Raw genomic sequence first — 26,404 nt, 5'->3', positions numbered from 1 at the left:
CGTCCCTCATTACAGCGGCCGTGACAGCAGCGCGGGACGCTTGTCGGCGACCTCGACGATCAGCTGGCCGAACAGCGCATTGGCCCAGGCGAACCAGCTGCGCGTGAAGTTCTTCGGATCATCCTTGTGGAAGCTTTCGTGCATGAAGCCGGTGCCGCCGTGGGTCGTCTTCAGCCAGCGCAGGCACTGGAGGATCGTCGCATCATCATCGGCGTTCATCGCGCGGGTGATGATCGACATCGGCCAGATCATGTCGAGGCCGATGTGCGGCCCCCCGATCCCCTCGGCAGCCGTGCCCTTGAAGAAATAGGGGTTGCGGTCGGACCAGGCGAGCGCCGCGGTGCGGAGGAAGATCGGGTCCTTCTTGTCGACAACGTCGATCAGCGGCAGCCCCGACAAGCTCGGCACATTGGCGTCGTCCATGAACACCCAGTTGCCGAAACCGTCGATCTCATAGGCCCAGACCTGACCGCCCTTGCCGTCGTCGATCAGCGCATGCGCTTTCAGCGCCGCTTCGACCTCGGCGGCGAGCGCCTCGGCGTCGGCCGCCGCGGCACTGTCGCCGCGCGCTTCGCGGTGAACGATGGCGATCTTGCGGAGCACCGAAACCGCGAACAGGTTCGACGGGATCAGGAAGGGATATAGGCACGCGTCGTCCGACGGGCGGAACATCGAGTGGATCAGCCCGACCTTCTTCGTCGGTGCGCCGTAACCGCTGAGCATCAGGCTGTCGGTCGGCTGGAGCGCCGGGCGCTGGAAGCTGTATGGCCCCGGCCCATTCTTGCGCTGTTGCTCGCGGAAGGTCGCGACCGCGAGCTTCATCGCGCGCGACCATGTGTCGTCGAAGGGCGACTTGTCCTTTGTGCGCGTCCAATATTCGTGGCTGAGGCGCATCGCGTAGCAGAGCGAGTCGATTTCCCACTTTCGCTCGGCGACGCCGGGCTTCATTTCGGTCTTGTCGGTCTGCGACCATTCGAGCTTCGACGGCGCGGTCGGATCCTTGTCGAACGCATTGGCATAGGGGTCGATCAGGATGCAGCGCGCCTGCCGCTGGATCAGCCCCTGGAACAGCCGCTTGAGCTTCGCGTCCTTCGCGACGAGATGGATATAGGGCTGCACCTGCGCCGAGCTGTCGCGCAGCCACATCGCCTCGATATCGCCGGTGATGACGAAGGTATCGGGGCGGCCGTCGAGCGTGCCCGTCTGCACCGTCGTGTCGAGCGTGTTCGGGTAGCAATTCTCGAACAGCCAGGCGAGTTCGGGGTCGGCGATCTTCGCTTTCACGCGCGCGATCTCGGCCTCGATCGCGGGGCTGGTGAAGGCGCGCTGCGCCGGTGCCGGGCGCTTGCTGGCGAAGGCACCCGCGGCGCGCGCGGCGGCGGGCATCGCAGCCGCCAGCGCGAGCGCGCCGGCGCCGGCCATGATTTCGCGGCGGTTGGGGGTCATGTTCATCTCCGAAATCACTTGGCGGGCGCGCTGATCGAGAAGGGCGCATCAGCGGGGGCGGTGCCCCATTGCTTGTTCGGCTTGGCGCCCATCACGAAGTCGACCGTCCCGCCCTGCGACAAAGCGCCGTGCGTGAAATAGGTCTTCGTTTGCGGTTTCCCGCCGAGCGCGACCGACTGGAGATAGACGTTCGCATTGCTGTTGTTCGCGGCGTTGATCGTCAGCGTCTTGCCGTTCGGCATCGTCAGCACGGCTTCCTGGAACAGCGGGCTGCCGATCGCATATTCGCCCGTCGCCGACGCAACCGGATAGAAGCCGAGCGCCGAGAAGACATACCAGGCCGAGGTCTGACCATTATCCTCGTCGCCCGGATAGCCGTCGGGTGCCGACGAATAGAGCTTCGCCATGATGTCACGCACATGATGCTGCGTCTTCCACGGCGCACCCGCCCAATTGTAGAGATAGGGCATGTGCTGGATCGGCTGATTACCGTGGGCATATTGGCCCATGTCGACGATCTGCATCTCGCGGATCTCGTGGATCACCTGCCCATAATAGCTTTCGTCGAAGATCGGCGGGGTGGTGAAAATCGCATCGAGCCGCTCGACGAATTTCTGCCGCCCGCCCATCAGGTTCATCAACCCCTGAACATCCTGCATCACCGCCCAGCTGTAATGGAGCGCGTTCCCCTCGGTGAAGGCATCGCCCCATTTATACGGGTTGAACGGGGTCGCCCACGAACCATCCTTGTTGCGGCCGCGGATCCAGCCGCTCTGATTGTCGTAGAGCTTCTGGTAGTTCAGCGCGCGCTCCCGATATTTCTTCGCATCGGCGTCCTTGCCGAGCGCCTTCGCGAGCTGAGCGATCGCGAAGTCGGCGGTCGCATATTCGAGCGTGCGCGCGGCATTTTCGTTGATGCCCACGTCATAGGGGACATAGCCGAGCTGGTTGTAATATTCGGCGCCCTCGCGCCCGACCGCGGCGATGACCTTGCCCGCCTTGTCCTTCGGGCGGCCCTCGCTCGTCGTCGCATTCTTGATCATCGCTTCGTACAGCGTCTCGACGTCGAAGCCGCGCACGCCGTTGAAATAGGCGTCGGCAATCAGGTTCGCCGAGTTCGACCCGATCATCACGTTGCGATAGCCGGGGCTCGCCCATTCGGGCAGCCAGCCGCCCTCCTTATAGGTGTTGACCAGCCCCTGCATGATCTGGCTGTCGAGTTCGGGATACATCAGCGCGAAGAAGGGGAAGACCGCGCGCCACGTGTCCCAGAAACCATTGTCGGTGAACATGTAACCGTCGTGCACCTTGCCGTCGTACGGGCTGTAGTGGACGATCTTTCCGTTCGCGTCCTTTTCATAGAAAACGCGCGGGAATTGCAGCATCCGGTACAGCGACGAATAGAAGGTGCGGATTTTTTCGGGATCGGGATCGGTGACGCGGATGCGCGAGAGTTCCTTTTCCCACGCCGCCTTCGCCTTCGCCTGCGTCGTATCGAAGCTGTCGCTGCCGATTTCGCTGCGCAGGTTCAGCAACGCCTGTTCGGGGCTGATGAACGACGAGGCGACGCGGACATGGACCTTGTCGCCCTTCTTCGTCTTGAAGCTGAGCACCGCGCCGACATGGTCGCCCTCGCGCGCGAGTTCGTTCGTCGGCGCGTTGTCGCCCGCCCAGGTGCGCGCGAGCGTGAAATCGCGGTCGAATTCGGCGACGAAATAATTGTGGAAATTGTCGGGTACGCCACCGTTGTTGTTGCGGACATAGCCGGTGATGCGGCGGTTCTTGACGTCGACCTTGACCATCGAGCCGCCCGCGAGACCGTCGAGCAGGATGTGCGCGTCGTCGCTTTCGGGGAAGGTGAAGCGGAACTGCGCGGCGCGTTCCGTCGGCGCGACCTCGGCGGTCACGTCATAGTCGGCGAGATAGACCTTGTACGAATGGGGGCGCGCAACCTCGGCTTTATGGCTGAACCAGCTGCCGCGTTCCTGCTGCTTGACCTTCACCGGCCCGGTTTCCGCCATCAGCGCGAAGGCGGCATAATCGTTCATCCACGGGCTCGGCTGGTGCGTCTGCTTGATGCCGCTGATCTTCTCGCCGTCGTAGGTATAGCCCCAGCCGCTCCCGGGCTCGCCGGTCACCGGCGTCCAGCTGTTCATGCCAAAGGGCACCGCGACCGCGGGATAGGTGTTGCCGTACGACAGGCGATAGCTTGAATCGGTGCCCATCAGCGGGTTGACGTAATCGACGAGCGCAGTCTGGTTCGCGGCCGATTGCGCGAGCGCCGCAGGGGTCCCGACACTAGTCAGCACAAGCGCGCTTGCGGCGGCGCCCAGCATCGTCTTGCGGATCGTCTTCACTTCGTCTCTCCCCTGTTTGCCGTTCGTGGCGGCAGCGGGCGTGCTGCGACGCCCTTGTTCGTCATTATCACCGGCGCGATCGTGCCGTCGGCGTTGAAGATCATGCGGTCGATCGCGAGTTGGCGGCGCTCGCCGCTCGTCTCTTCGAGCGGGCGGCGATGGTAAGCGATGTACCAGTCGTCGGTGCCGGGCACATTGACCACCGAATGATGCCCCGCCCCGCGCGCGATCTTGAAATCCTGGCTGAGTATCTTGCCCATCGGCTTGAACGGCCCGGTCGGCGACGGTCCCATCGCATAGGCGACCGAATAATCGGGACCGGTCCAGCCGCCCTCCGACCACATCAGATAATAGACGCCCTTGCGCTTCACCATGAACGAGCCCTCGACATAGCCGGGGGGCGTGATTTCCTTATAGGTCGTGCCGTCGGCAAAGGGCAGAATCGAGGTCAGGTCGTCGCCGAGGCGCACGACATTGCAATGCTTCCAGCCGCCATAATAGAGATAATGCTGCCCATCGTCGTCGCGGAAAACGAACTGGTCGATCGGCTGCGCGCCATTGTGGAAGGCGTCGATCAGCGGCTTGCCGATCGCGTCCTTGAACGGCCCCTCGGGGCGGTCGCTGACCGCGACACCGATGCCGCCGCGCTGGTCGTTCGACTGGATGTCGTTCGCGCCGAAGAAGAGATAATATTTGCCGTCCTTCTCGATCGCCGACGGCGCCCACACGGCATAGGCCGCCCAGGCGACATTCTCGACGTCGAGGGCGTGGCTATGCTTCGTCCAGTGGACGAGGTCGAGCGACGAAAAGACGTTGAAGAAGGTCTGGAAATAATAGGACGGCCGGACCGTCTTCTGTTCGCGCAGCTTCTTCTGCTGCTCGTTGAAATGCTGTGAGAGATCAGGCGTCTCGCCATGGTCCGAATAGGTCGGATAGATCCAGTAGCGGTCGCCGAAGACACGGATTTCGGGGTCGGCGTACCAGCCGGGAACGATCGGATTCTCTGCCGCGGCCGTGCCGCCGGTCAGCAGCGCCGTACCCAAAACCAGCGATTTCAACCAGACACGCACCCTGCGTCGCTCCCCGTTTCGCTCATTACCATAGTCATACCCGCTCGCCCGGAAAGAGGTGGGTGGCTCCTTGCGGAGCCACCCAAGGGGGAGAGCTGGGGTATGGGCCCCATCAGAACTTGTACGAAACGCCAACGTAAGCGCGGCGGCCGAAATAGTTGCTGCGGACGAAGCGGTCCTTGGTGTCGTTACCAAGGTGCTGGCGCTCTTCCGACTTGGTCAGGTTGATGACCGAAGCGGTGAGCATCAGCCCGTCCATCAGCTCGTACGAGGCGTTGATGTCGACCTGTTCATAGGGGTCGGTGTAGACGTTGAGCCCCGACTGGAGTCCGCCGACGACTTCGCCGCGGCGGTTGTACGAGGCGCGGACGAGGAACTTGTCGGTTTCGTAGAAGACCGACGCGTTGACCTGCGTCTTCGCGCTGCCGACCAGCGCCGACTTGCCGACGGTTTCGCCATCGAGCGTGATGTCGGCGACCGAGGTGTCGTTATAGGTGAAGTTCACCTGCGCGCCGAGGCCGAAGTCGAGCGTGTGCTGGGCATAGAGTTCGATGCCCTGCGACACCGCGTTCGAGCCGTTGGCGACCGTCGAATAGGGCTGGATCAGCACCTGTTCGCCGTTCACTTCACGCGTCACGTCGAGCACGAGCGGCACGACGAAGTCCGAGACTTCCTTGCGGAACACACCGGCGCCGAGCACCGAACCGCGCTTGAAATACCATTCGACGCCAAGGTCGTACTGCCATGCCGAGAAGGGCTGGAGGTCGGCGTTGCCGCCGCTGCCCGACCAGCCTTCGAACTCGCCGAACTGGCCGCGGTCGAAGGCGTAAGCCGCCGAACGATAGGTGAGCGAACGCTGCGACCCCAAGTCGTTGAACGACGGACGCGAGATCACCTTGGCGACCGCGCCGCGAACGACAATGTCGGGGGTGACTTCATAGACGACGTTCAGGCTGGGCAGCCAGTCGGTGTAGCTCTTCGACTGGTCGATCTGCGTGTTGACGATCACTTCGCGCTCGGCAAGCGGCCGCACCTGGCAGTTGCCGTCGGGAGCGAGCGGCACATTCGGATCGAACGGTCCGCCCGGACCGTCGACACAATAATCGTTGAGGAACTGCAGGCGATCCGAGGTCAGGCCCGACTGCTTGGTGTGTGCGACGCGGACACCGATGTTGCCGCGCAGCGGACCCGCCTCGAAATCGGCCTGCACATAGCCGGCGAACACCTTTTCCTTGAGGTCATAGGTGTTGTTCGGCTCGGGCACCCGCACCGAGGGGCCATAGGTGTCGTTGATATAGTCGAGATAATTGCTGAAATTGATGCCCGGGAACGAGCTTGCATTGAACCCGCCGGCGATGTTGCCGATCGGATTGTCATAGAAATATTCGGGCCGCGCGACCGCGCCCGCGGGCGTGTCCTGATAGCGCCGCTTGGTCGCCGGATCGGCGTACCATTCATTGCGGCCGGTTTCGCGGTGGATGCTCATCTCGCGCCACTTGCCGCCGACACGGAACGCGCTGAGGAAGCTATCGAAGCGGCGGACAAGATCGAGCTGCGCATAACGCTGCGAAATCGCGCTGTTGGTGAAGCCCGAGCCCGTCGAGCCGACGTCGATCTGCGCGATGCCGTTCTTGATATTTTCCTGCAGCTCGGGCGAGAACTCCATGTTGAGATTGCCGCCGGTGAAATCCCACTCGCTCAGGAAGTTGCCGTTCTGCTCCTGCCCGGGGATCGTCAGGCGCGGCTTCACGGCGACGCCGAAGCGCATCGACGGACCGCCGGTAGCCTTCGTCTTGCCGAACTTCAGCACCGCGTCGAAATTGTCCTGATTCCAGGCGACCTCGGTCTCGAACGTGTTCGAAACCTGCTTTTCGCGGCTATACGAGCCTGCGAGCTGCGGCGTTTCCATCGTGCAGGGCGTCGGCCGGGTAAGGCAGCCGGTTCCCGCGGCGGGCACCTGGAAATTCGCCGACTGGAAGATCGTGCCGCTCTCGTCAAAGGTCGGCGCGGTGAAGAAATTTCCATAACCCCATTCGGGGATCTTCAGCACATTGCTCTGCCAGTTGCTCTTGTAATCGAAGCGGAAATAGTTGGCGGTGACGGTCAGGTTTTCGATCGGACGCATCTGCGCGGTCGCCTGGATGCCAAGGCGCTTGCGCTGCTGCGAAAAGACTTCTGCGTTGACCGACTGCGGCGCCCAATAGCCCGAATAATGCTTACCGTCCTGCCCCGTCACGCCGGTGCCGGGCCAATAGGAAATCGCGTCGTCATTCTCGAACGGATTGCCGTTGACGTCGGTCGCGGGGGTGATGATGTCGCCGTTCGCGGCGCGGTCGCTCCACCAGCGCCAGGTTTCGGTCGAGCCGCGCAGCTCGCGGTTCGAACGTTCCTGATAGGTCGCACCGATCAGGAAGCCGAGCCGCTCTTCGGGGTCTTTCCATGAAATCTGGCCGGCAATCTGCGGATCGAATTTCTTGGTCGTGTCCGAATAGGTGCCCTCGGCCGAGACGAAGCCCGACCAGGCCGGCAGGTCGAACGGACGGCGGGTGTTGAGGATCACCGTGCCGCCGACGCCACCCTCTTCGAGCCGCGCCTCGGCCGACTTGTACACTTCGGTGCTGGCGATGAAGTTCGACGGCAGCAGGACATAGTTGAACGAGCGCGACGGATCGCCGCTGTCGGCGCCGGCGATGAAATTGCCGTTGAGCAGCGTGAGCGTCAGGTCCGACTGGAGACCGCGGATGCTGACGCGGCTGCCCTCACCGCCGTCGCGGGTGATGATCACGCCCGGCACGCGCTGCAGCGCGTCGGCGACATTCTTGTCGGGGAATTTGCCGATGTCTTCGGCGGTGATGACTTCGATCAGCGAGTTGGCTTCGCGCTTCTGCTCGAGGCTCTGCTCGATCGACTTGCGATAGCCGGTGACGACGATCGCGTCGCCCGACGCCTCTGCCGCTTCGTCTGCGGGCGGCTGCGGCGCCGGCGCCGCCTGCGCATAAGCCTGCCCGGCGCTGCACAGCGCCGCGAGCGTGCCCGCGCCCAGCATCAGTTCGCGTACCAGCGCCGCGCGCCGCGCCGTCTTCGCGGAATGGATTTGTCCTGCCTTCATCACATCGACCTCCCTGTTCGAGGGGCTGTTCGCCCCCACTCGTTATTCGGCGCTTTCGGAGTCGCCGAGCAGCGGGTCCCCGGACCCGTTGAGCCTCTATCAGAATATAAAAAACAATTTGTCAAAATAAATTTTTCGAGCCGGTGGCGGGACGCGATGAATCGTTACAGACCCGTCACAAAGGCACAGTTTTTCGCAGTTTTGCGTGGGTATCGACTCGCGGCCGCAGGTCGCCGCGCCCGCCATCCCCGACTCCGGGGACGGCAGGTGCCGTGACGCTTTCGCCCGAGGCCGGTCAGTCCGGAGTCGGGGTCGTCCACAGCGGCGCGGCGATCGCCGCCAGCGCCTCCGCCGATGCCTTCGGCACCGCGCGGTCATAGGTCAAAAGACCGTTGATCTCGTCCTCGACATCGGTCGTCTGGGTGTAGACCGACGCGCTGAGCCCATTCTCCTTCGCCTGCCGGATCACGCCCTCCATCTTGCGGCGGAAGCGGACGAGATACTCCTTCTCGTCCTGCGCGACCTGATAGCTCCAATTGCCCTTGCCCGGTTTCCAGATATGCCCCGGCACGGGGAAACCGACCCCGCCATATTCGCCGAGCACGATCGCGCGGTCGGCCTGCAACGGCGGTGTCTTCGGCACATCCTCATAAGTATGGATGTCGAGCATGTCGGAGTCCTTCGGCGCGACGTCGAGCCAGCCCGAATTGGCATCGACCAGCCGCGTCGGATCGATCCCCTTCACGAAGCGCGTGAGCGTCGCCGAATCATATTGGCCCCACCCCTCATTGTTGACGACCCACGTCACGATCGAGGGGAAGGCGCGCAGTTCGCCGATCATTTCGGACAATTGCTTCTGCTGCTCGGCGAGCGTCTCCGACGGGAAAACCGCCTGATACTGGCTGGTGCCCGCGAGATATTGATCCTCGCCACCGCCCGAGGGCATGTCCTGCCAGATCAGCATGCCGAGCCGGTCGGCGTCGTGATAATAGCGCGCGGGCTCGACCTTGATATGCTTGCGCAGCATGTTGAACCCCGCCTTTTTCAGGAAGACGATGTCGCTCTTCATCGCCTCCTCCGACGGCGGCGTATAAAGCCCGTCGGGCCACCAGCCCTGATCGAGCGTGCCGTGCTGGAACAAAGGCTTGTTGTTGAGCAGGATCGCGGGCTGGCCCGCGACGCGGCCGGGCCCGATCGACACTTTGCGCATCGCAAAATAGGCGGCGACGCTGTCGCGCGGCGCGCCCTGCACTCGCGCCTTCGCATAAACGCGGCGCTCATGATCGGTGAAGCGCGAGTCATAGGCCTTGCGGTCGCGCTCGGCTTCGCCCGCATAGGGATCGGCGATCGTGACCAGCTCGGCCTTGAGATCGTAGAGATGGGGATCATCGGGCGACCAGAGATGCGCGTTCGGGATGGCGAGCGTCGCCTGCCGGTTGGCGCGGATGATCGTCGAGGCGATCGTCTTGCCGCCCGCGCTCGCGGTCAGCCGCACCGCGTCATTGTCGTTCGCCCAGCCGGAGAGCGCCACCGCGACATCGACGGTGCCGCGGTCGATGTCGGGGGTCGCGCGCACCTCGGCGATATGGAGCTTGGGCACCGGCTCGATCCACACCGTCTGCCAGATGCCGCTGACCGCGGTGTACCAGATGCCCGCGGGGTCGAGGATCTGCTTGCCGCGCGGCTGCGTGCCCGCGCTCGTCGGATCGGTGACCTCGACGACCAGCTCGTTCGCGCCCGTTTTCAGATAGGGGCTGATGTCGAAACCGAAGGCATCGAACCCGCCCTTGTGCGATCCGACGACCGATCCGTTGACGCGCACCGTCGCTTCATAGTCGACCGCGCCGAAATTGAGCATGACATTCTGGCCGCGCCAGTCGGCCGGGACGGTGAAGCTGCGGCGATACCAGACGCGGTCGTCGGGCGTGACCTTGCGCGCGACGCGCGAGAGTTTCGATTCGACCGGAAACGGCACGAGGATCTGGCCGTCCATCGCCGCCGGCCGTTCGGCCGCCTTCGGCGCGATAGCATAGTCCCACAGGCCGTTGAGATTGACCCAGCGCTCGCGCACCATCTGCGGGCGGGGGTAAAGGCGCCACGCGTTTTCGGGCGTCACCTCTTTGCCCCAGCGCGTCAACAGCTCACTGGTATAGACGGCGTCACCCGCAGGCGGTGCGGCGGTGGTCTGGGCCTGTGCCGCGACCGGCGCGAGGGCGAGAAGAGATGCGGTGATCAAAAGGCTGCGCATGAGATCTGTCCTGTTGAATTGGGGAGAGCCCAGGACCCTTAGGGGGATGGGGCGGGTCCTGGGCTCGCGCCCCCGCGGAGGGCGCGGGGGCGAGGGGCTGGTTAGCGCTTGCGCGACATCGACGGCGGCGCGGCGCCGGGCGCGGCGCCCCACGCCTTGTTCGGCTCTGCGCCCATCGTGAAGACGAAGGTCGCGCCGTCCTTGACGTCGTCGTGACGGAACCACGGCTTGTTCCACGGCTTGCCGTCGAGCGTCGCGGACTGGATGTAGACGTTCGTGGCCGAATTATTCTTTGCGACGATGCGCAGCGTCTTGCCATTGCCCATGTCGAGGCTGGCGTCGTCGAACACCGGGCTGCCGATGATATAATCCTGACTCGACGGATCGACCGGATAGAAGCCGAGCGCCGAAAGCGCGTACCAGGACGAGGTCGCGCCCTGATCGTCCATCCCCGGATAGCCGTAACCCGCCGCGTCGCTGGCGTAGGTCTTGTCGAGGATCTGGCGCACCAGCGCCTGCGTCTTCCACGGCTGACCGCTCCAATTGTAATAATAGGGCGCCTGCTGGTCGGGCTGGTTGCCATGCACATATTGCCCGATCACGCCGGTGCAGTCGCGGCAGATGCCCGTCGGGTTGTACGGCTTGGTGAAGAACTCATCGAGCTTGGCATTGAACGCGTCGCGCCCGCCGAGCAGCCCGATCAGCCCCTGCACGTCGTGCGGGACGAGCCACAGGGTCGACCAGCCCGACGCCTCCTTCATCATGAAGTTGTAATAGGGTTCGGCGGGATCGAAGGGTGCGATCCATTTGCCGTCGGCGGTGCGCCCGCGGATGAAGCCGATCGATTTGTCGAAGACGTTGGCATAATTACCCGCGCGCTTCAGGAACATCTTGTGGTCGGCATCCTTGCCGAGCTTTTTCGCGTAGAGCGCGAGCGCATAATCGTCCCACGCATATTCGAGCGTCTTGTCGGCGCCTGCCTTGCCGCCGGCATAGGGCGGACTGGGATTATGATCGGGCACGATGTCCGAAATCCAGCCCTGCTTCATATATTCGGCGAGGTAACCGCGCGGCCCCTTCGGATCGGTCGCGTTCTTGCGCAGATATTCGTACGCGGCCTCGTAATCGAATTCGATGCCGCGCTCCCACGCGCCGAGGAACAGGAACACCGCATTGTCGCCGTGGAACGAGGTGTTCATATAGCCCTTCTCGCGCGCCATCGCGAGTTCGGACGCCATGATGTTCTGGACCGCGTCGGGCTCCATCAGCTCGAGCAGCACGATCTGGTTGCGCCCCGTGTCCCAGAAGGGCACCGGGCCGTAACGGTCGTGCGTCGCCGTCTGGACCTTGCCGTTGGTGTCGGCGAATTTCTCGCCCTTCTGCGCGATCAGGCGCGGCGAGGCGAAGGACTGGAACAGCGTCGAATAGAAGAGCCGCCGCTGCTTGTCGGTGCCGCCCGTCACGCGAACGCGGTTCAGCAGTTGCGCCCAGGCATCGCGCGCCGCCGCATGGACGCCGTCGAAATCCCAGCCCGGCACTTCGGCAGCGAGCCGCTCGGCCGCCTGTTCATAGCTGGTGCCGTGCGCCATCTTCACCAGCACCTGTTCGCCAGCCTTGGTCTTGAAGGTCACATAGCCGCCGGCATAGCTGCCCGACATTTCGCGCCCGCCGGGTTTGACGTCGCTGGTACCGATACCCCAGCCCGCATTGTCGCCGGGTGCCTTGCGGAAGGTGCCGAGCGCGGCGAAGGGCTTCGAGAATTCGGCGACGAAATAGCCGCCGTCGGCGCTGTCCTTGTCGTTCGATATGCCGCGGATGATGCGGTCGCCGACGACCTCGACCGTCCCGCCATGGCGCGGCAGGTTGACGATGATGTTCGACCGCTGGCTCTCGGGGAAAGTGAAGCGCATCACGCTCGCCCAGCGCGTCGCGGTGAGTTCGGCCTGCGTGCGGAAGCTGTCGAGATAGACCGAATAATAGCCCGGCGACGCCTTCTCGCGCGACTTGTCATAGTATGACTGGCTATAGGCGGGCGGCGGCGACCAGTCGCCGACCACCGGCATGATGAAAGGCTCGGCGCCGCCGCCATAGGTCGAGCCGCCGCCGCCGGTGAAGCCGATCATCGTCGGGTTGGTGTAATAATAGGGAACGGGAACGCCGTTCGGATAGAGAAGCTCGATATTATTGTTCACCGGCGCCGCCTCGACCGACCCGTGCGGAAGGCGCGCGCCCGGCGAGGTCTGTCCCGAATAGACGGGCTCGCCCGGCGGCGGCGCGTTGCCGATCACCGCCGGATCGTCGAGCGGCGCGGTGCCGACGAGCGGGTTAGCGAGATCGACCGGCGACTGGCCGGCTTTTGGCTGCGCTGCCACGGGCGACAAAGCGAGCATGAGCGGCAATATCGCCGCCGACGACGCCAGCATGGCGCCGAACTTCCACCCGCGGTTCAAATTCCTGTCGATATCCATTGCGACCCTCTTCCCTGAATATTTTTGTTGTTTGCGTGGTCAGTGCAGCGAATTTGCGAAGACTTCGGCTCGTGCGGGAGCACGCGCCGCGCGCCAGCCGAACAGCGCGATGACGAGATAACAGGCCATCGGCACCAGAAAGGCGAGGAAGCGGCTGCCGCTGGCATCGGCCACCTGCGCGAAGACGAGCGGCACCAGCGCGCCGCCGACGATCGCCATGCAGAGCAGCCCCGATGTCGCCGACGCGGGGGCGGTCGACCGCTCGATCGTCAGCGAGAAGATCACCGGGAACATGATCGAGTTGAACAGCCCGACCGAGATCGCGAGCACGCCCGCCGCCGGCCCGCTGATCTGGCTGATCGTCAGGCAGAGCAGCGCCGCGGCGACGGCCGCCACCGCGAGCAGCGGCCCTGCGGGCAGCTTGTAGAGAAGGCCCGAGCCGATAAAGAGCCCGATCATCGCGCCGAGCCAATAGAGGCTGACGAAGCTGCCCGCCTGTACCGCGCTGATCGCGAACACGTCGGGCTGTTCGAGGAAATTGACCATCGCGCTGCCGATCGCCACCTCGGCGCCGACATAAAGGAAGATCGCGAGCGCGCCGGCGAGCGCCCAAGGCGAGGCGAAGGCGCTCGACACCCGCGCGCCCGTTTCGACCGGCGGCGCGGCCGCGGTGATTTCGTGCCGGACGCGGTAAAGGAACATCGCGAGCACCGCGATCACCGCGGCGATGAAGATATAAGCGACATCGATCCGGCCGAGCGAATAGGCGATCTTCGCCTCGGTCACCGGCCCGTCCTCGAACAATCCGCCCTGCAGCAACGTCCGCGCCGCGAGATAGGGCGCGATAACGGTGCCGAACGAATTGAACGCCTGGCTCAAGACCAGCCGGAAATGCGAGCGTTCGGGGCGGCCGAGCGACGCCGACAGGGGGTTCGCCGCGACCTGCAGCAGCGTAATCCCCGACGCGATCACGAACAGCCCGACGAGCACGATCGAATATTCGCGCACGACGGTCGCCAGCGGCATGATCAGGCAGCCGGCGATCATCGTCGCGAGCGCCACAATGATCGAATTGGCCGCACCGAGCCGCCCCATGATCGCCGCGGCGGGCAGCGAGACGACGCCATAGGCCATGAAGAAGGCGAACTGGGTGAGGAAGCTTTCGGTATCGCTGAGCGCGAAGATCGCCTTCACCGCCGGGATCAAAATGTCGTTGACCGCGGTCACCGCACCCCAGACGAAAAAGAGCATCGTGACATAGGCGAAGGTCCAGGCGGTGCCCGAGCGGCTGGCGGTCATGCGAGCCTCCCCTCGCCCGGATAGGCGAGCAACAGGTCGGCCCCGGCGTCGGCATCAAGCTCCACCGAGCCGGTGAGCGCGAGGCATTCGCCCGCTGCGAAAGCGACGCCGTCGACGGTGCCCTTGCCCGAAACCGGGATCAGCCACGCCGTGACGCCGTCGGGAAGCGTGATGGTGCGCGCGCCGCCCGCCAGCCGCTCGAGCACGAATTTCGGACCGTCGACGAGAATATTGCGGTCGTCGGCAATGCGGCCCGGAGACGGATAGGGCGCATAGGGCCGCGGATCGGACACCGCGATGCCGTCCTCCAGATGCAGCTCGCGCGGGCGGCCATAATCATAGAGGCGGTAGGTCGTCTCGCTGTTCTGCTGCACCTCGATCAGCGTCAGCCCCGCGCCGATCGCATGCACGGTGCCCGAGGGGACGTAGAAGAAATCGCCGGCCTTCACCGGCTTCCAGTCAAGCAATTGCTCGATGCTGCCATCGAGCGCTGCGTCGCGCAGCACCGCCGCATCGACCGGCGCCTTCGTACCCAGCGCGATCGTCGAATCGGGCGCCGCGTCCAGGATCAGCCAGCATTCGTCCTTCCCCCGCGGCAACCCGCGGGCATGCGCCTGCGCATCGTCGGGGTGAACCTGCACCGACAATTTTTCGCTGGTGAAGAGATATTTGACGAGAAGATCAGGCGTGTTGTCGCCGGGTGCCTGAAACCAGATTTCGCCAACGGGTTCGCCGCCTGCGGGCGAATCAGCGAACGGACCCCATAGCTGATGGCGCCCCCAGGGCTTTTCCACACGATGCGTCGCAAGCAATGTCGCCGGCACGAACCCTCTCCCTGTTGCCCGACCGCCGTTCCGGTGCGGGCCTGATTTTTTGAAAACTGCCCCGACCAGCCGCCCGTCGTCAAGATAATAATGAAAATTAATTTATTTGATCGAAATCACCTTTGTGGCATGTCGGTTGGCAATCAGGACGGGCGCCAATGCCCGATCCGTCGGAGAGAGTGATGACAGGCAAGCACGACAGCGAAGCATTCCCCGTGCCCGGCGCACCGCAGCGTTCGGGAGGTCGCGGCACCCTCGCCGCCGCGATCGGGACCGCCGCCTTGGCCGGTCTCCTCTTTGGGTTCGATACCGCAGTGATCGCGGGCGTAACCGGCGACCTCACCAACCTGTTCTCGCTCACCCCCGAAACACTCGGCATCACCGTATCGGCGGCGCTATGGGGCACGCTCGTCGGCGCGCTGTTCGCGGGCAAGCCCGGCGACGCGTTCGGCAGCCGCGACAGCCTGCGGATCCTCGCCGCCTTTTATTTCATCGCGGGAATCGGCTGCGCGCTGGCATCGAGCTGGCCGGCCTTCCTTCTCTTCCGTTTCATGTGCGGGCTCGCGATCGGCGGTTCGTCGGTGCTCGCCCCCGTCTATATCGCCGAGATCGCACCGCCGCGGCACCGCGGATTCCTCGTCGGCCTGTTCCAGTTGATGATCGTGACCGGCATTCTCGTCGCCTATCTCAGCAACGCGACGATATCGGGGCTAGTCGGCGGCGACGCGGCGTGGCGGTGGAAGCTGGGCATCACCGCCGCCCCCGCCCTGCTCTTCTTCGTGCTGCTGTTCGCGATTCCCAACAGCCCGCGCTGGCTCGTCGCCAAGGGACGCCGGGGCGAAGCGGGCATCGCGCTGGCACGGATCGGCACGGCGCCCGATGCCGCCGAAGCCGAACTCCGCCGCGTCGAGCAGGCGCTCGAACGCGACCCGCCGGGCGAGAAGCTGTCGTGGCGCCGCCATCGCCGGCCGATAATGCTCGTGATCCTCGTCGCGATGTTCAACCAGCTCGCCGGCATCAACGCGGTACTCTATTATCTGAACGACATCTTCGCCCGCGCGGGTTCGCTGTCACCCGACCGTCAGGCGGTGCTGATCGGCATCGCCAATCTGGTGTTCACGCTCGTCGGCATGGCACTGATCGACCGGATCGGGCGCAAGACGCTTCTGCTCGCGGGCGCCGCGGGCATGACCTTATGCCTCGCCGCCGCGGCGGGGGTCCTCTACGGCGCGCTCGGCAACGGCCTGATGCTGCCCGCACTCATCGGCTTCATCGCCTTCTTCGCGACGAGCCAGGGCGCGGTCATCTGGGTCTATATTTCGGAGATATTCCCGACGCCCGTCCGCGCGCGCGGCAGCGCGCTCGGCGCGAGCACGCATTGGCTGATGAATGCGCTGATCGCCGGAATTTTCCCGATATTGGTGGCGTGGTCACCCGGCGCGCCGTTCGCGATCTTCGCCGCCGCGATGGTCGTCCAGTTCATCACCGTCGCGGCGATCTTCCCCGAAACGCGGGGTGTCGACCTCGACGAGATGGCACAGCGGATCGAGTAAGGCGTCAGCGCCCCGCCTGCATCAGGATCGATTCGGACGGCAGGACATTGTCGAGGAACGGGATGATCGCGGCGCCGATCGCCGACGCATCGTCGGCGGCCTCGGCGCGTAGCACCGGCGCCACCACGGGAAGCTTGCGCCCCGCCATCCGGGCATTGAGCCGCTCGACCAGCGCGTCGACCAATTTGCCCGGAAGGCGCCCGCCGATGAGGATCGCCGCCGGGTTGATCAGGCAATTGACCGCGATCAGCGGCTGGACCAGCACGTCGGCGGCATCGTCGAGCCATTGGACGATCACCGCCTCCTGCGCTGCCGGACCGTCGATCAGCGCCTCGGGCCCGTCGACGACATGCCCTGCCGCTTCCAGCCGCGCGTAAAGCGCCGACAGCGACACCGTGTCCTGAACATTCGCGCCCTCGCCGCGCGCGGGATCGGGCAGCGCCCAAATCTCGCCCGACCGCGAATCGGCGCCGCGAACATAGCTGCGGTCGATCACCAGCCCGCCGCCGAGACCCGCGCTGATCAGCAGGTAGAAGAAGCTGGGAAGCGCGATGCCATTGCCGAGATGAACCTCGCCGAGCGCCGCCGACGCGGCATCATTGTCGGCATGAAGCGGCCAGGGCAGCACGTCGCCGAGCAGCGCGCCAAGGTCGATATCGTCCCACGCATCATATTCGGCCGGCCGGTGCGGCAACGAGATCCGCCCGAGATCGTCGGGCAGCGCGACGCCGACGCCAAGGATGCGCCCGCGGTCGACGCCGCCCTCTTCGAGCAGCCCGGGCAGGATATCGCGGACATGATCGACGACCGTTCCGGGCAATGCGAAAGCGATCTCGCGCGTGTGGCGGCTGCGGATCTTGCCCGCGAGGTCGAGCGTCACCAGCGTGATATGATCGCGGTCGATGTTGAGCCCGATCGAAAAGGCGCCGTCGGGATCGATGACGATCCGCATCGCCGGCTGGCCGCGCTTGCCCTGCAGTCGCCCCGCCGGTTTGACGAGCCCCAGGTCGATCAGCCGCTTGGTGATATTGACGATCGTCGGCGGCGTCAGCCCGGTGACGCGCGCGAGGTCGCTGCGCGTCGTTTCGTCGGTCAGGCGAATGGCCTGCAGCACGATCCGTTGGTTATAGTCGCCCGCCCGCTCCAGATTGGTGCCCGAGAGGCTGAGCGTCAGCCGCGCGTCGCGCGCCTCGGGGCCATTTTTCGTCGGTTGCCGCCGGTCAAGACCCGGGAGATTGAGGGTCATCGCTGGATTGTCCTTCAAACTGATCCGAATGCCCGGCGCCCCCCGCCAAACAGACTCGATTCATAAAGCATAGGCGCTTTAATAATTCGAATTTAGATAAAGCGGAGCGGCGCGCTCCTGTCAATGACGGGCGCTAAGGCTGTGCAGCGATCAGGTTGAAGCGTGGTTGGCGGTTATGGGCATCCGGCCGGGCGGGACCGCAGCAGCGCGCGGCCTACGGCGACGCCGGTCGCCCGCCCGTCGTCGACCGCCAGCGCGCCGTTGACGAACAATTTGCTGACGCCGACGCTCAGTTCGCGCGGGCGCACATAATCGGCGCGCGGAGCATATTGATCGGGATCGAAGACGAGCACGTCGGCGAAATAGCCGGGGCGCAGATAGCCGCGCCGGTCGAGCTTGTAGATGTCGGCGGTGCGCCCCGTCGACTGGCGGATGAAAGTCGCAAGGTCGATGACCTTCCGCTCGCGGACATAACGCACATATTTTTCGGGGAAGGTCGCGAACATGCGCGGATGGCCGTCCGATCCGTCGGACGAGGTCACCATCCACGGCTGCTTCATCAGCAGGTCGACGTCGGCCTGCGCCATGTTGAACGACGCGACCGCGGTGCCCCCGCTTTTCTGTCCTTGCTCGCCCGCCTCGATGCTCTGCCGGATGATGCGCAGCGCCGCGTCGCGGCTGTCCATCTTCCACGCGTCAGCAACCTGCTTCAGCGTCTGTCCGGTCCAGGGAAAACCCTGCGCGATGAGCAGCAGCGCGCTCGCCCCGCCGCGCCGCCGAAGATTCTCCTGCATCTCGCCGCGAATCCGTTCGAGCGTCGCGGGATCGTCGAGCCGCTTCAGCAGCGCCGGGCCGCCGCCGTCGACCGCCCAGCGCGGCAGCAGCGACGCGTCGAGGTTCGATCCCGACGCCAGCCAGGGATATTGATCGGCGGTCACGTCCACGCCCGCCTCGCGCGCCGCATCGATCGCGGCGATCACCGCACCGGCCTGTCCATGGACATCGACGCCGAGCGCTTTCAGATGCGCGAAATGGACGGGCATTCCCGCCTGTCGTCCGATCTCGATCGCTTCCTGCACCGACCCGAGCAGTCCGATGCTGTAGCTCGATTCATCGCGCTGGTGGGTGTCGTAGACGCCGCCGCGGGTCGCCGCCTCGCGCGCCACCGCCACGACTTCGCTCGTGGTGGAAAAGCTTTGCGGCGCATAGAAGAGGCCGCTCGACAGGCCGACGGCGCCTTCGCACATGCCCTTCGCCACCAGCGCCTTCATCCGGTCGAGTTCGGCGGGGCTCGGCGCGCGCGCATCCTGACCGAGCACGCGCTGGCGCACCGGGCCGAAACCGACGAACGGCACGATATTGGTGCCGATCCCCGATGCTGCCAGCTTGCCGGCATCCTCCGCGACATCGGGTGTGCCCGACCCGTCGACCCCGATCATCACGGTGGTCGCGCCCTGATTGAGCCACGCCGCGTTAACGCGCACCGCTTTGTCGGGCGAGCGGATGAAGCTGTCGGCATGGGTGTGCGGATCGATGAAGCCCGGTGCGACGATCATGCCTTTCGCGTCGATGACCTTGCCCGCCTTATGGCGGCCGGATTTACCGACATAGACGATCTGGTCGCCGCGGATCGCGACATCGCCGACAAAGGACTTGCCCTCGCCGCCGTCATAAATCGTACCGCCCCGGATGATCACATCGACCGACTCGTCCGGCTTCGCCGCCGCGCCGGCGACGCAGAGCAGCGCCGCGGCGACCGAAAGCGAACCGATCGTCCGGCGAACCGAAAGCGAGGCAAGCGGTTGGGGCATCGGCGTGATCCTTCCATGGAGCTATTATCAAGGATGAAGATGTCTCGATTGCACGTCCCGCGTCCAGACAGCGTTGTTGCACCCCCTATAACCCGATGGCATAGAGATCAAAGCCACAACAATATCCGGCCAAAACAAGGGGCAATCGCATGCCCCGGTGTCGCAACTTCGGGATCGTAACGGGATGAACCTGCGCCAGATCGAGATATTCCACGCGGTCTTCCTGCACGGCACGGTCAGCGCCGCCGCGCGGTCGCTCAACGTGTCGCAGCCGTCGGTGACCAAGGTGCTGCGCCATGCCGAACGGTCGATCGGCTTGACCCTGTTCGAACGGTCGAAGGGGCGACTGATCCCGACGCAGGACGCGCACACGCTGTTCGCCGAAGTCTCCGACATTCAGGACCGGGTGCGCTCGCTACGCCAGGCGTGCCAGAATTTGCGTCACGGGCGCGGCGGGCTGCTCCGCATTTCGGCGCTTCCGTCGCTCGGCCTCGGTGCGATCCCCGAGGCGGTCGCGCGCTTCATGGGCGACCATGCGGATATCATGTTCGATCTCCAGACGCTGCATCACGACGAAATGGTGCGCAAACTCTACGAACATGAAACCGACATCGCGATCAGTTTCGAGGTGCCGCTGTCGGCGCCCGTCGCGCATCAGGTGATCGGCGAGGGCGAGCTGGTTGTCATCTATCGCGAAGGCGACATGCCCGGCGCCCCGCCGCGCCTGCACCTCGACGAGCTGCGCGGGCACAAGTTCATCAGCCCGGTGCAAGGCGGCCCGATCGGACGGATGCTGTCGAGCGAGCTCAGCCGGCTCGAGGTCGAGCTGGACGAAGTGGTGTCGGCGCGCACCTATTATGTCGCGGCGGCGCTGGTCGGCGCGGGGGTCGGTATGGCGATCGTCGACAATTTCACCGCGCATGCCGCGCTGCCCCCCGGGCTGTCGAGCCGGCCGCTGCAGCCCGCGATCACCTTCGACATCAACGCGGTCTATCTGCAGAACCGCCCGCCATCGCGAACCGCCTCGGCGTTCCTCGCGGTGCTCGCGACGGTGATCGAGGGGCTATAGCGTCAAGCTATAGGATATGGGGCGCTAGATATTGGGGCGTTACGGCAGCAAGGGATAATATCGGCCTCTCATCATCACGCAGGTTTCCCGGATCCATGATCGAAACGCCCTATCTTCTCTACCTCGGCCACTCCAGCGACCCCGCCGACATCAAGACCTCGCGCGGTCTCGCGGTGTTCCGGCCCGACATCTGTGTCGGCGAATATCGCCACGACGATTGCCCGCTGACGCTGAACCTGCCGCGCATGGATTTCGCCGCCGCGCACGCAGCCGGCGCGCGGACGCTGGTGCTGGGCATTGCCAACGCGGGCGGCAAGCTGGGCGAGGCTCTGATCGTCGATGCGCTCGCCGCGATGGAGGCCGGGCTCGACATAGCGTCGGGGCTGCACCACCGGCTGAACGCCGAACCGCGCCTAATTGCAGCCGCGGCGCGGCTCGGCCGCAAGCTCCACGACGTGCGCGACCCGCGCCCCGACATTCCGATCGGCAATGGCAAGCCGCGCGCGGGCAAACGGCTGCTGACCGTCGGCACCGATTGTTCGGTCGGCAAGATGTACACGACGCTGTGCCTCGCCAGCGCGCTCGAAAAGCGCGGCGTGGCCGCCGATTTCCGCGCGACCGGACAGACCGGCATATTGATCGCGGGCGACGGCGTGCCGCTCGACGCCGTGGTCGCCGACTTCATCTCGGGCGCGATCGAACAGATTTCGCCCGCGCGCAGCGACGATGGCTGGGACCTGATCGAAGGCCAGGGCTCGCTCTATCATCCCTCGTTCGCGGGCGTGTCGACGGGGCTGCTGCACGGCGCGCAGCCCGACGCGCTCGTCCTCTGCCACGACCCGGTGCGCCCGCATATGCGCGGCCTGCCGCACTATCCGCTGCCCGGAATTGCCGAAACGCTGGAGGCCAATCTGCGCGTGGCGCGGCTGACCAATGCCGACGTGAAAGCGGTGGGCATCGCGCTCAACACCTCGGCGATGCCCGAGGACGACGCGCGTGCCTTGTGCGCGGCGACCGAGGCCGAGTTCGGGCTGCCGACCAGCGATCCCTATCGTTTCGGGGTCGAGGCGATCCTCGACCGGCTGCTCGATACGCCCGCCACCGCCGAAACCGTCTGATCGCCCGGCGATGCCCCGCGCCCTGACCGTCGCCGGCGAAGTCCTGCCGCTGCACACGCCGTTTCGCATCTCGCGCGGGGTCAAGACCGCCGCCGAGGTCGTGACCGTCGCCATCGCGCAGGACGGCGTCACCGGCCGCGGCGAATGCGTCCCCTACCCCCGCTATGGCGAGAATGTCGAAAGCACGATCGCCGCGATCGAAGCCGCGCGCGCTGCGATCGAAAGCGGCGTGGGGCGGCAGGAGTTGCTGCAACTGATGCCCGCGGGCGCCGCGCGCAACGCGGTCGACTGCGCGCTGTGGGATCTGGAACTGCGGCTTGCGGGCAGCGATTTCGCGGCGGCGTTGGGCATCGAAAAGCCGCTGCGCCCGATCGTCACCGCGATGACGGTCAGCCTCGACGCGCCCGACCGCATGGCGATCGCCGCCGCAGCGCTCGCCGACGCGCCGCTGGTGAAGGTCAAGGTCGACCAGAGCGATCCGGCCGCGCAGCTCAAGGCCGTACGCGCCGCGGCGCCCAAGCCGAAAATGATCGTCGACCCCAATGAAAGCTGGACCATATCGGAGGTCCGCGACCTGCAGGGCCTGATGACCGATCTGCGCATCGACCTGCTCGAACAGCCGCTCCCCGCCGATGCCGACCGCGACCTCATCGGTTTTCGCTCGGCGATCCCGATTGCCGCCGATGAAGCGGTGCATGTCGCGGCCGATCTCGAGGCGCTGCCCGACGGCTACGGCGTCGTGAACATCAAGCTCGACAAGACCGGCGGGCTGACCGCCGCGCTGGAACTCGCAGAGGCGGCGCGCGCGCGTGGGCTCGGTGTGATGACCGGCTGCATGATCAGTTCGTCGCTCTCGATCGCGCCCGCCTGGGCCATCGCGGCGACGAGCAGCTTCGTCGACCTTGACGGACCGCTCTGGCTTGCAGAGGATCGCGCGGGCGGGGTCAGCGCGGCGAACGGTATCATGGCGCCGCCACAGCCCGGTTTCTGGGGCGGTATTTGATACGACAAACAGGGGGACGGATGACGGGGTTTCTTCGCGGCTGGTTCGCAGTGCCGCTGTGGCAACGCGTATTGGGCGCGATGGTCGTCGGCGTGCTGCTGGGGCTCCTGTGGCCTGCGGCGACCGGCGCGATCGCCTTCATCGGCGAATTGTTCGTCCGCGTGATCCGGATGCTCGTCGTCCCCATCGTCTTCATCAGCATCGCGTCGGGCGTCACCGCGCTCGCCGACCCGCGCAAGCTGGGGTCGGTCGGCGCGCGGACGGTGGGCCTGTTCGCCGCGACGACCTTCTGCGCGGTGTCGATCGGGATGATCGTCGGCCTGCTGCTCGAACCCGGACAGGGCGCCGCGCTCGGCAACGCCGTTCCGCACGCGCTCGGCGAGCCCAAATCGCTGCACGACCAGCTGATCGGCATCGTCCCCGTCAATATCGTGCAGGCGCTGGTCGAGGGCGATATGCTCGCGATCATCTTCTTTTCGATCCTCTTCGGCTTCGGCGTCATCCTCGCCGGCGAAGCGGGGCGCCCGATGGCCGATTTGCTGCAATCGGCGGGACAGGTGCTGTTCCAGCTGGTGCGCATCGTCATGGAAATCACCCCCTTCGGCGTCCTCGCGCTGATCGCAAAGGCGGTCGCCGACAATGGCGTCGCGGTGTTCGCCAACATCGGCTGGCTCGCGGTCGGGGTCGCGGCGGGGGTGATTCTGCAGATATTGCTCGTCCACCTGCCGCTGATCGCCCTTGTCGCGCGGCGGCCGGTGCTCAGCTTCTATCGCACCATCGTCGATGCGCTGGCGGTCGCCTTTTCGACCGCCTCCTCGGCCGCCACCCTGCCCGTCGCGCTCCGCATCGCGCTCGAGGATCTGCGGATCGCCCCCGGCGTCGCAAAGACCGTGCTGCCGATCGGCGCGAGCATCGGCAAGGACGGCACCGCGATGTATGTCGGGCTGCTCAGCATCTTTGCGCTGCAGGCGGTCGGCGTCGAACCCGATCTGCCGATGCTGGCGATCGTCCTGCTCACCGGCGCGCTCGCCGCGTTCGGCACCGCGCCGATCCCGTCGGCGTCGCTGTTCATGCTCGCCGCCGTGCTCTCCGCGGTCGGCGTCTCGCCCGAGCAGACCGCGCTCGTCGTCGGCTTCGTCCTGCCCTTTGACCGGCTGCTCGACATGACACGCACCGTCGCAAGCGCAAGTGCGAACCTGACGGTCACCAGCGTAGTCGCGCGCTGGGAAAAGGCGGTCGAGCCGGAGGAGAAAGCGTGACCGCCGCCGCCGCCGAAGCCGTTGCCGGCGTGCTGGCGGGCGACCTGCCCGCCAAGCCATCGGCACGGCGCTTGCTCGGCCTTTATCTGCTGCTGGGCTTTTCTGCCGGATTGCCCTTTTACATGTTCAACGCGGTGCTGACGCTGCGCCTCGCGCGGCATGGCGTCGATATCGTCATCATCGGCTTTTTCGCGTGGATCGCGCTGCTACCCACCTTCAAATTTGCCTGGGCGCCGCTGATCGAGCGCTACGACATCCCCGGCTTCGCGCGTTTCTGGGGACGCCGGCGCGGGTGGATCATGCTGTCGCAGCTCGGCATCTTCCTCTCGATGGTCGCGATGGCCTTCACCTCGAGCGACAAGAGCCTGCCGCTTACCGCGCTGTTCGCGGTCCTGCTCGCCTTCTGGACGACGACATTGGAGGTAGCCGCCGACGGCTGGCGCATCGAACTTGCGCCGACGCAGGCCGAACAGGCGCCGATCGTCGCCGCGAACCTCTGGGGCTACCGCAGCGCGATGGTCGCCGCGGGCAGCGGCGCGATCCTCGTCGCGGCATGGGCCGACTGGACCTGGGCCTATCTGGTGATCGCCCTCGCCGCCTTCCTGCCCTTCCCGATCCTCGCGGCGATGCGGCCCGAACATCAAGGCACCCGCGGCCGGACGCAGGCGCTGGTCGCGGGGACGCTCACCAGCCTGTTCGTCATACTCGCCGCCGCACTCGTCACCGCTGTGGTCGGCTGGGCGCTGCTCTCGGCCGCGCAAGGCGCGGGCATCTCGGCGAAGACCAATGTCACGCCGGTCGTGCTGGCGATCGCTCTGCTGCCCTTCGTCGCGCTGGCGCTCGCGCTTCCCCGCATTCGCCGCTTGCCCGCCGATGCGCTTTCGAACGTCTCAACCTTTGCCGCGCCTTATGTCGAGCTGTTCTGGCGTTACGGCACGCCCGTGCTCGCTGTGCTCGCCTTCGTTTCGCTCTATCGCATGGGCGATGTGCTGGCGCTGACGCTCTCGCACCCGCTGTGGAACGACAAGGGTTACAGCCTGCACCAGATCGGTGTCGCCGACGGCGTCGTCGCGCTGTCGGCGAGCATGGTGGGCGTCGCGCTCGGCGGCTTTCTCTCGACGCGGCTGTCGCTCGGCTGGACGCTGGGGATCGGCGCGGTGACCGCGGCGGCGGGCAACTGGATCTATGTCTGGCTGTGGCACAGCGAGCCCTCGGCCTTCGTGCTCTATACCTCGGTTGCGGTCGACCAGTTCGGCAACGGGTTCGCGGGCGCGGTGTTCGTCGTTTACCTGTCGATGCTGGTGAGCCCGACCTATCCGGGTGCTCAATATGCGCTGCTTTCGGGCTTCGCCTTCCTGCTGCCGCGCCTGCTCGCGGGCGCGTCGGGCTCGATGCAGACTGAGATCGGCTATGACGGTTTCTTTCTGCTGTCGGGCGCGCTGAGCTTTGCCGCGATCTTCCTGCTGCCGATCATCGTGCGCGTGAAGGGCCGCGTGCCGACATGACGGTCGAGGCGATCTGCGAACAAGCATTTGCCCCCGCGCTCGAAGCGGTCGAAAGCGGCCGCATTCCCGGCGCCGCGCTGGGAATCGTGTCCGCCGACGGCGAAAGCGCCGTGCGTCTCGCCGGAATGGCCGCGCTCGTCCCCGAGCGCGAGGGGCTGACCCGCGATCACTGGTTCGACCTCGCCTCGCTCAGCAAGGTGATCGCGACGACCACGATGATCCTGACGCTCGCCGAACAGGGGCGCCTCGACCTCGATCGGCCGCTCACCGACGCGATACCCGACCTGCGCCAATATGATGTCGCGGGCGCCGCCGAGCGCCGGCTGACCTTCCGCGATTGCCTAATGCACCGCAGCTTCCTGCCCGCGGTCGAGCCCATCTATACCTATGGCGACGATCCCGCGCGGTTGCGCGCCTTTGTCCTGCAACGCGAATGGCGCCATGGACCGCCGGTCTATTCGGACATCAACTTCATCCTGCTCGGCATCGCGATCGAGCGCCTCACCGGCGCGCCGCTGTCGGGCTGGCCGCTCGGCGAGGGGCTCGGCTTCGGCCCGCCGCCCGGTCCGGCGGTCGCCACCGAAAATTGCAGCTGGCGCGGGCGCGTGATGAAGGGCGAGGTCCACGACGAAAACGCCTTCGCGCTCGGCGGCGCGCCGGGTCATGCGGGGCTGTTCGGCACCGTCGACGGCGTGCTGGGGTTCGCGCGCGCGATGCTCGCCGGGGAAATCCTGTCGCCCGCGATGCTCGCCGAGGTGCGCACTGCAAACGAGCAGCACCGCACCTCGGGCTGGGAACGCGCCTTTGCCGGATGGCATGGCGGCGACGCCTGTTCGGCCGACACGATCGGTCACACGGGCTTTACCGGCACGGGTCTGTGGATCGATTTCGAGCGCGGCCTTGCGTGGACCTTGCTCACCAACCGGGTCCACCCGACCCGCCACGCCGACAGCGGCATCACGATCCTGCGCCCCGCGGTGGGCGAGCGGGTCATTACAGGCTGGGACAAACGAAATTAA

Annotated in this window: 17 protein-coding genes; 7 read left to right on the top strand and 10 right to left on the bottom strand. The window is 65.6% G+C overall.

Annotated features, from left to right (window positions below; translation table 11 throughout):
- Positions 1-9 precede the first annotated feature (9 nt).
- The 8 genes from FG91_RS03695 to FG91_RS03660 all read right to left on the bottom strand — a co-directional run bounded on the left by FG91_RS03695 (position 10) and on the right by FG91_RS03660 (position 14,821).
- Positions 10-1,446 (bottom strand): glycoside hydrolase family 125 protein, encoded by a 1,437-nt coding sequence (locus FG91_RS03695; protein WP_037512291.1) that lies wholly within the window; start codon positions 1,444-1,446, stop codon positions 10-12.
- A 14-nt stretch (positions 1,447-1,460) separates the two neighbouring features.
- Positions 1,461-3,782, bottom strand: coding sequence for a GH92 family glycosyl hydrolase (locus FG91_RS03690; RefSeq protein ID WP_037512288.1), 2,322 nt, complete (start codon positions 3,780-3,782; stop codon positions 1,461-1,463).
- A gap of 17 nt (positions 3,783-3,799) precedes the next feature.
- Positions 3,800-4,873, bottom strand: coding sequence for a glycoside hydrolase family 43 protein (locus FG91_RS03685; RefSeq protein WP_162835108.1), 1,074 nt, complete (start codon positions 4,871-4,873; stop codon positions 3,800-3,802).
- 112 nt (positions 4,874-4,985) lie between these two features.
- Positions 4,986-7,982 carry a TonB-dependent receptor gene (locus FG91_RS03680; protein WP_052187274.1) on the bottom strand — a complete coding sequence of 999 codons (2,997 nt, stop codon included), beginning with the start codon at positions 7,980-7,982 and terminating at the stop codon, positions 4,986-4,988.
- Between the two features lie 295 nt (positions 7,983-8,277).
- Complete coding sequence (locus FG91_RS03675; protein ID WP_200878394.1) at positions 8,278-10,230, bottom strand: glycoside hydrolase family 2 protein; 1,953 nt, start codon at positions 10,228-10,230, stop codon at positions 8,278-8,280.
- 101 nt (positions 10,231-10,331) lie between these two features.
- Positions 10,332-12,698, bottom strand: coding sequence for a GH92 family glycosyl hydrolase (locus tag FG91_RS03670; RefSeq protein WP_235211927.1), 2,367 nt, complete (start codon positions 12,696-12,698; stop codon positions 10,332-10,334).
- Between the two features lie 39 nt (positions 12,699-12,737).
- Positions 12,738-13,997 carry a glucose/galactose MFS transporter gene (gluP, locus tag FG91_RS03665; RefSeq protein ID WP_037512154.1) on the bottom strand — a complete coding sequence of 420 codons (1,260 nt, stop codon included), beginning with the start codon at positions 13,995-13,997 and terminating at the stop codon, positions 12,738-12,740.
- A complete protein-coding gene (locus tag FG91_RS03660; RefSeq protein WP_037512151.1) occupies positions 13,994-14,821 on the bottom strand; it encodes a class I mannose-6-phosphate isomerase in 828 nt (275 codons plus the stop codon). The genes gluP and FG91_RS03660 overlap by 4 nt, the downstream gene beginning before the upstream one ends.
- Before the next feature lie 182 nt (positions 14,822-15,003).
- Here FG91_RS03660 and FG91_RS03655 point away from each other — a divergent pair, with 182 nt between their 5' ends.
- Positions 15,004-16,374 (top strand): sugar porter family MFS transporter, encoded by a 1,371-nt coding sequence (locus FG91_RS03655; protein ID WP_052187287.1) that lies wholly within the window; start codon positions 15,004-15,006, stop codon positions 16,372-16,374.
- 4 nt (positions 16,375-16,378) lie between these two features.
- Here FG91_RS03655 and FG91_RS03650 read toward each other — a convergent pair whose 3' ends face one another.
- Positions 16,379-17,620, bottom strand: a complete 1,242-nt coding sequence (locus tag FG91_RS03650) for an ROK family transcriptional regulator (RefSeq protein WP_037512149.1) — start codon at positions 17,618-17,620, stop codon at positions 16,379-16,381.
- Between the two features lie 173 nt (positions 17,621-17,793).
- Complete coding sequence (locus tag FG91_RS03645) at positions 17,794-19,431, bottom strand: N-acyl-D-amino-acid deacylase family protein (protein WP_052187273.1); 1,638 nt, start codon at positions 19,429-19,431, stop codon at positions 17,794-17,796.
- A gap of 184 nt (positions 19,432-19,615) precedes the next feature.
- Between FG91_RS03645 and FG91_RS03640 the strand changes: the two genes are divergently transcribed.
- The 6 genes from FG91_RS03640 to FG91_RS03615 all read left to right on the top strand — a co-directional run bounded on the left by FG91_RS03640 (position 19,616) and on the right by FG91_RS03615 (position 26,404).
- The gene (locus FG91_RS03640) at positions 19,616-20,500 is read left to right on the top strand and encodes a LysR family transcriptional regulator (protein WP_037512146.1); all 885 of its coding nucleotides are present in this window, start codon (positions 19,616-19,618) and stop codon (positions 20,498-20,500) included.
- Positions 20,501-20,595: 95 nt separating this feature from the next.
- Positions 20,596-21,618, top strand: a complete 1,023-nt coding sequence (dgcN, locus tag FG91_RS03635; RefSeq protein ID WP_037512143.1) for an N-acetyltransferase DgcN — start codon at positions 20,596-20,598, stop codon at positions 21,616-21,618.
- A gap of 10 nt (positions 21,619-21,628) precedes the next feature.
- On the top strand, positions 21,629-22,621 hold the full coding sequence (gene dgcA / locus FG91_RS03630) for an N-acetyl-D-Glu racemase DgcA (RefSeq protein ID WP_037512140.1): 993 nt from the start codon (positions 21,629-21,631) through the stop codon (positions 22,619-22,621).
- Positions 22,622-22,641: 20 nt separating this feature from the next.
- The gene (locus tag FG91_RS03625) at positions 22,642-23,880 is read left to right on the top strand and encodes a dicarboxylate/amino acid:cation symporter (protein ID WP_037512137.1); all 1,239 of its coding nucleotides are present in this window, start codon (positions 22,642-22,644) and stop codon (positions 23,878-23,880) included.
- Positions 23,877-25,385, top strand: a complete 1,509-nt coding sequence (locus tag FG91_RS03620; RefSeq protein ID WP_052187272.1) for a permease — start codon at positions 23,877-23,879, stop codon at positions 25,383-25,385. The genes FG91_RS03625 and FG91_RS03620 overlap by 4 nt, the downstream gene beginning before the upstream one ends.
- Positions 25,382-26,404: a serine hydrolase domain-containing protein gene (locus FG91_RS03615; protein ID WP_037512135.1), complete on the top strand. Its 1,023-nt coding sequence runs from the start codon at positions 25,382-25,384 to the stop codon at positions 26,402-26,404. The genes FG91_RS03620 and FG91_RS03615 overlap by 4 nt, the downstream gene beginning before the upstream one ends.

Origin of the sequence: Sphingopyxis sp. LC81 (assembly GCF_000756375.1) — a bacterium.
Taxonomy (GTDB): Bacteria; Pseudomonadota; Alphaproteobacteria; order Sphingomonadales; family Sphingomonadaceae; genus Sphingopyxis.
This window is presented reverse-complemented; position numbering and strand designations above follow the sequence as displayed.

Excerpts from the sequence above, each read along its gene's own strand:
- FG91_RS03695 (WP_037512291.1), bottom strand. The coding sequence starts at position 1,446 with ATGACCCCCAACCGCCGCGAAATCATGGCCGGCGCCGGCGCGCTCGCG.
- FG91_RS03690 (WP_037512288.1), bottom strand. The coding sequence starts at position 3,782 with ATGCTGGGCGCCGCCGCAAGCGCGCTTGTGCTGACTAGTGTCGGGACC.
- FG91_RS03680 (WP_052187274.1), bottom strand. The coding sequence starts at position 7,982 with ATGAAGGCAGGACAAATCCATTCCGCGAAGACGGCGCGGCGCGCGGCG.
- FG91_RS03675 (WP_200878394.1), bottom strand. The coding sequence starts at position 10,230 with ATGCGCAGCCTTTTGATCACCGCATCTCTTCTCGCCCTCGCGCCGGTC.
- FG91_RS03670 (WP_235211927.1), bottom strand. The coding sequence starts at position 12,698 with ATGGATATCGACAGGAATTTGAACCGCGGGTGGAAGTTCGGCGCCATG.
- gluP (WP_037512154.1), bottom strand. The coding sequence starts at position 13,997 with ATGACCGCCAGCCGCTCGGGCACCGCCTGGACCTTCGCCTATGTCACG.
- FG91_RS03655 (WP_052187287.1), top strand. The coding sequence starts at position 15,004 with ATGACAGGCAAGCACGACAGCGAAGCATTCCCCGTGCCCGGCGCACCG.
- FG91_RS03650 (WP_037512149.1), bottom strand. The coding sequence starts at position 17,620 with ATGACCCTCAATCTCCCGGGTCTTGACCGGCGGCAACCGACGAAAAAT.
- FG91_RS03645 (WP_052187273.1), bottom strand. The coding sequence starts at position 19,431 with ATGCCCCAACCGCTTGCCTCGCTTTCGGTTCGCCGGACGATCGGTTCG.
- FG91_RS03640 (WP_037512146.1), top strand. The coding sequence starts at position 19,616 with ATGAACCTGCGCCAGATCGAGATATTCCACGCGGTCTTCCTGCACGGC.
- dgcN (WP_037512143.1), top strand. The coding sequence starts at position 20,596 with ATGATCGAAACGCCCTATCTTCTCTACCTCGGCCACTCCAGCGACCCC.
- dgcA (WP_037512140.1), top strand. The coding sequence starts at position 21,629 with ATGCCCCGCGCCCTGACCGTCGCCGGCGAAGTCCTGCCGCTGCACACG.
- FG91_RS03625 (WP_037512137.1), top strand. The coding sequence starts at position 22,642 with ATGACGGGGTTTCTTCGCGGCTGGTTCGCAGTGCCGCTGTGGCAACGC.
- FG91_RS03615 (WP_037512135.1), top strand. The coding sequence starts at position 25,382 with ATGACGGTCGAGGCGATCTGCGAACAAGCATTTGCCCCCGCGCTCGAA.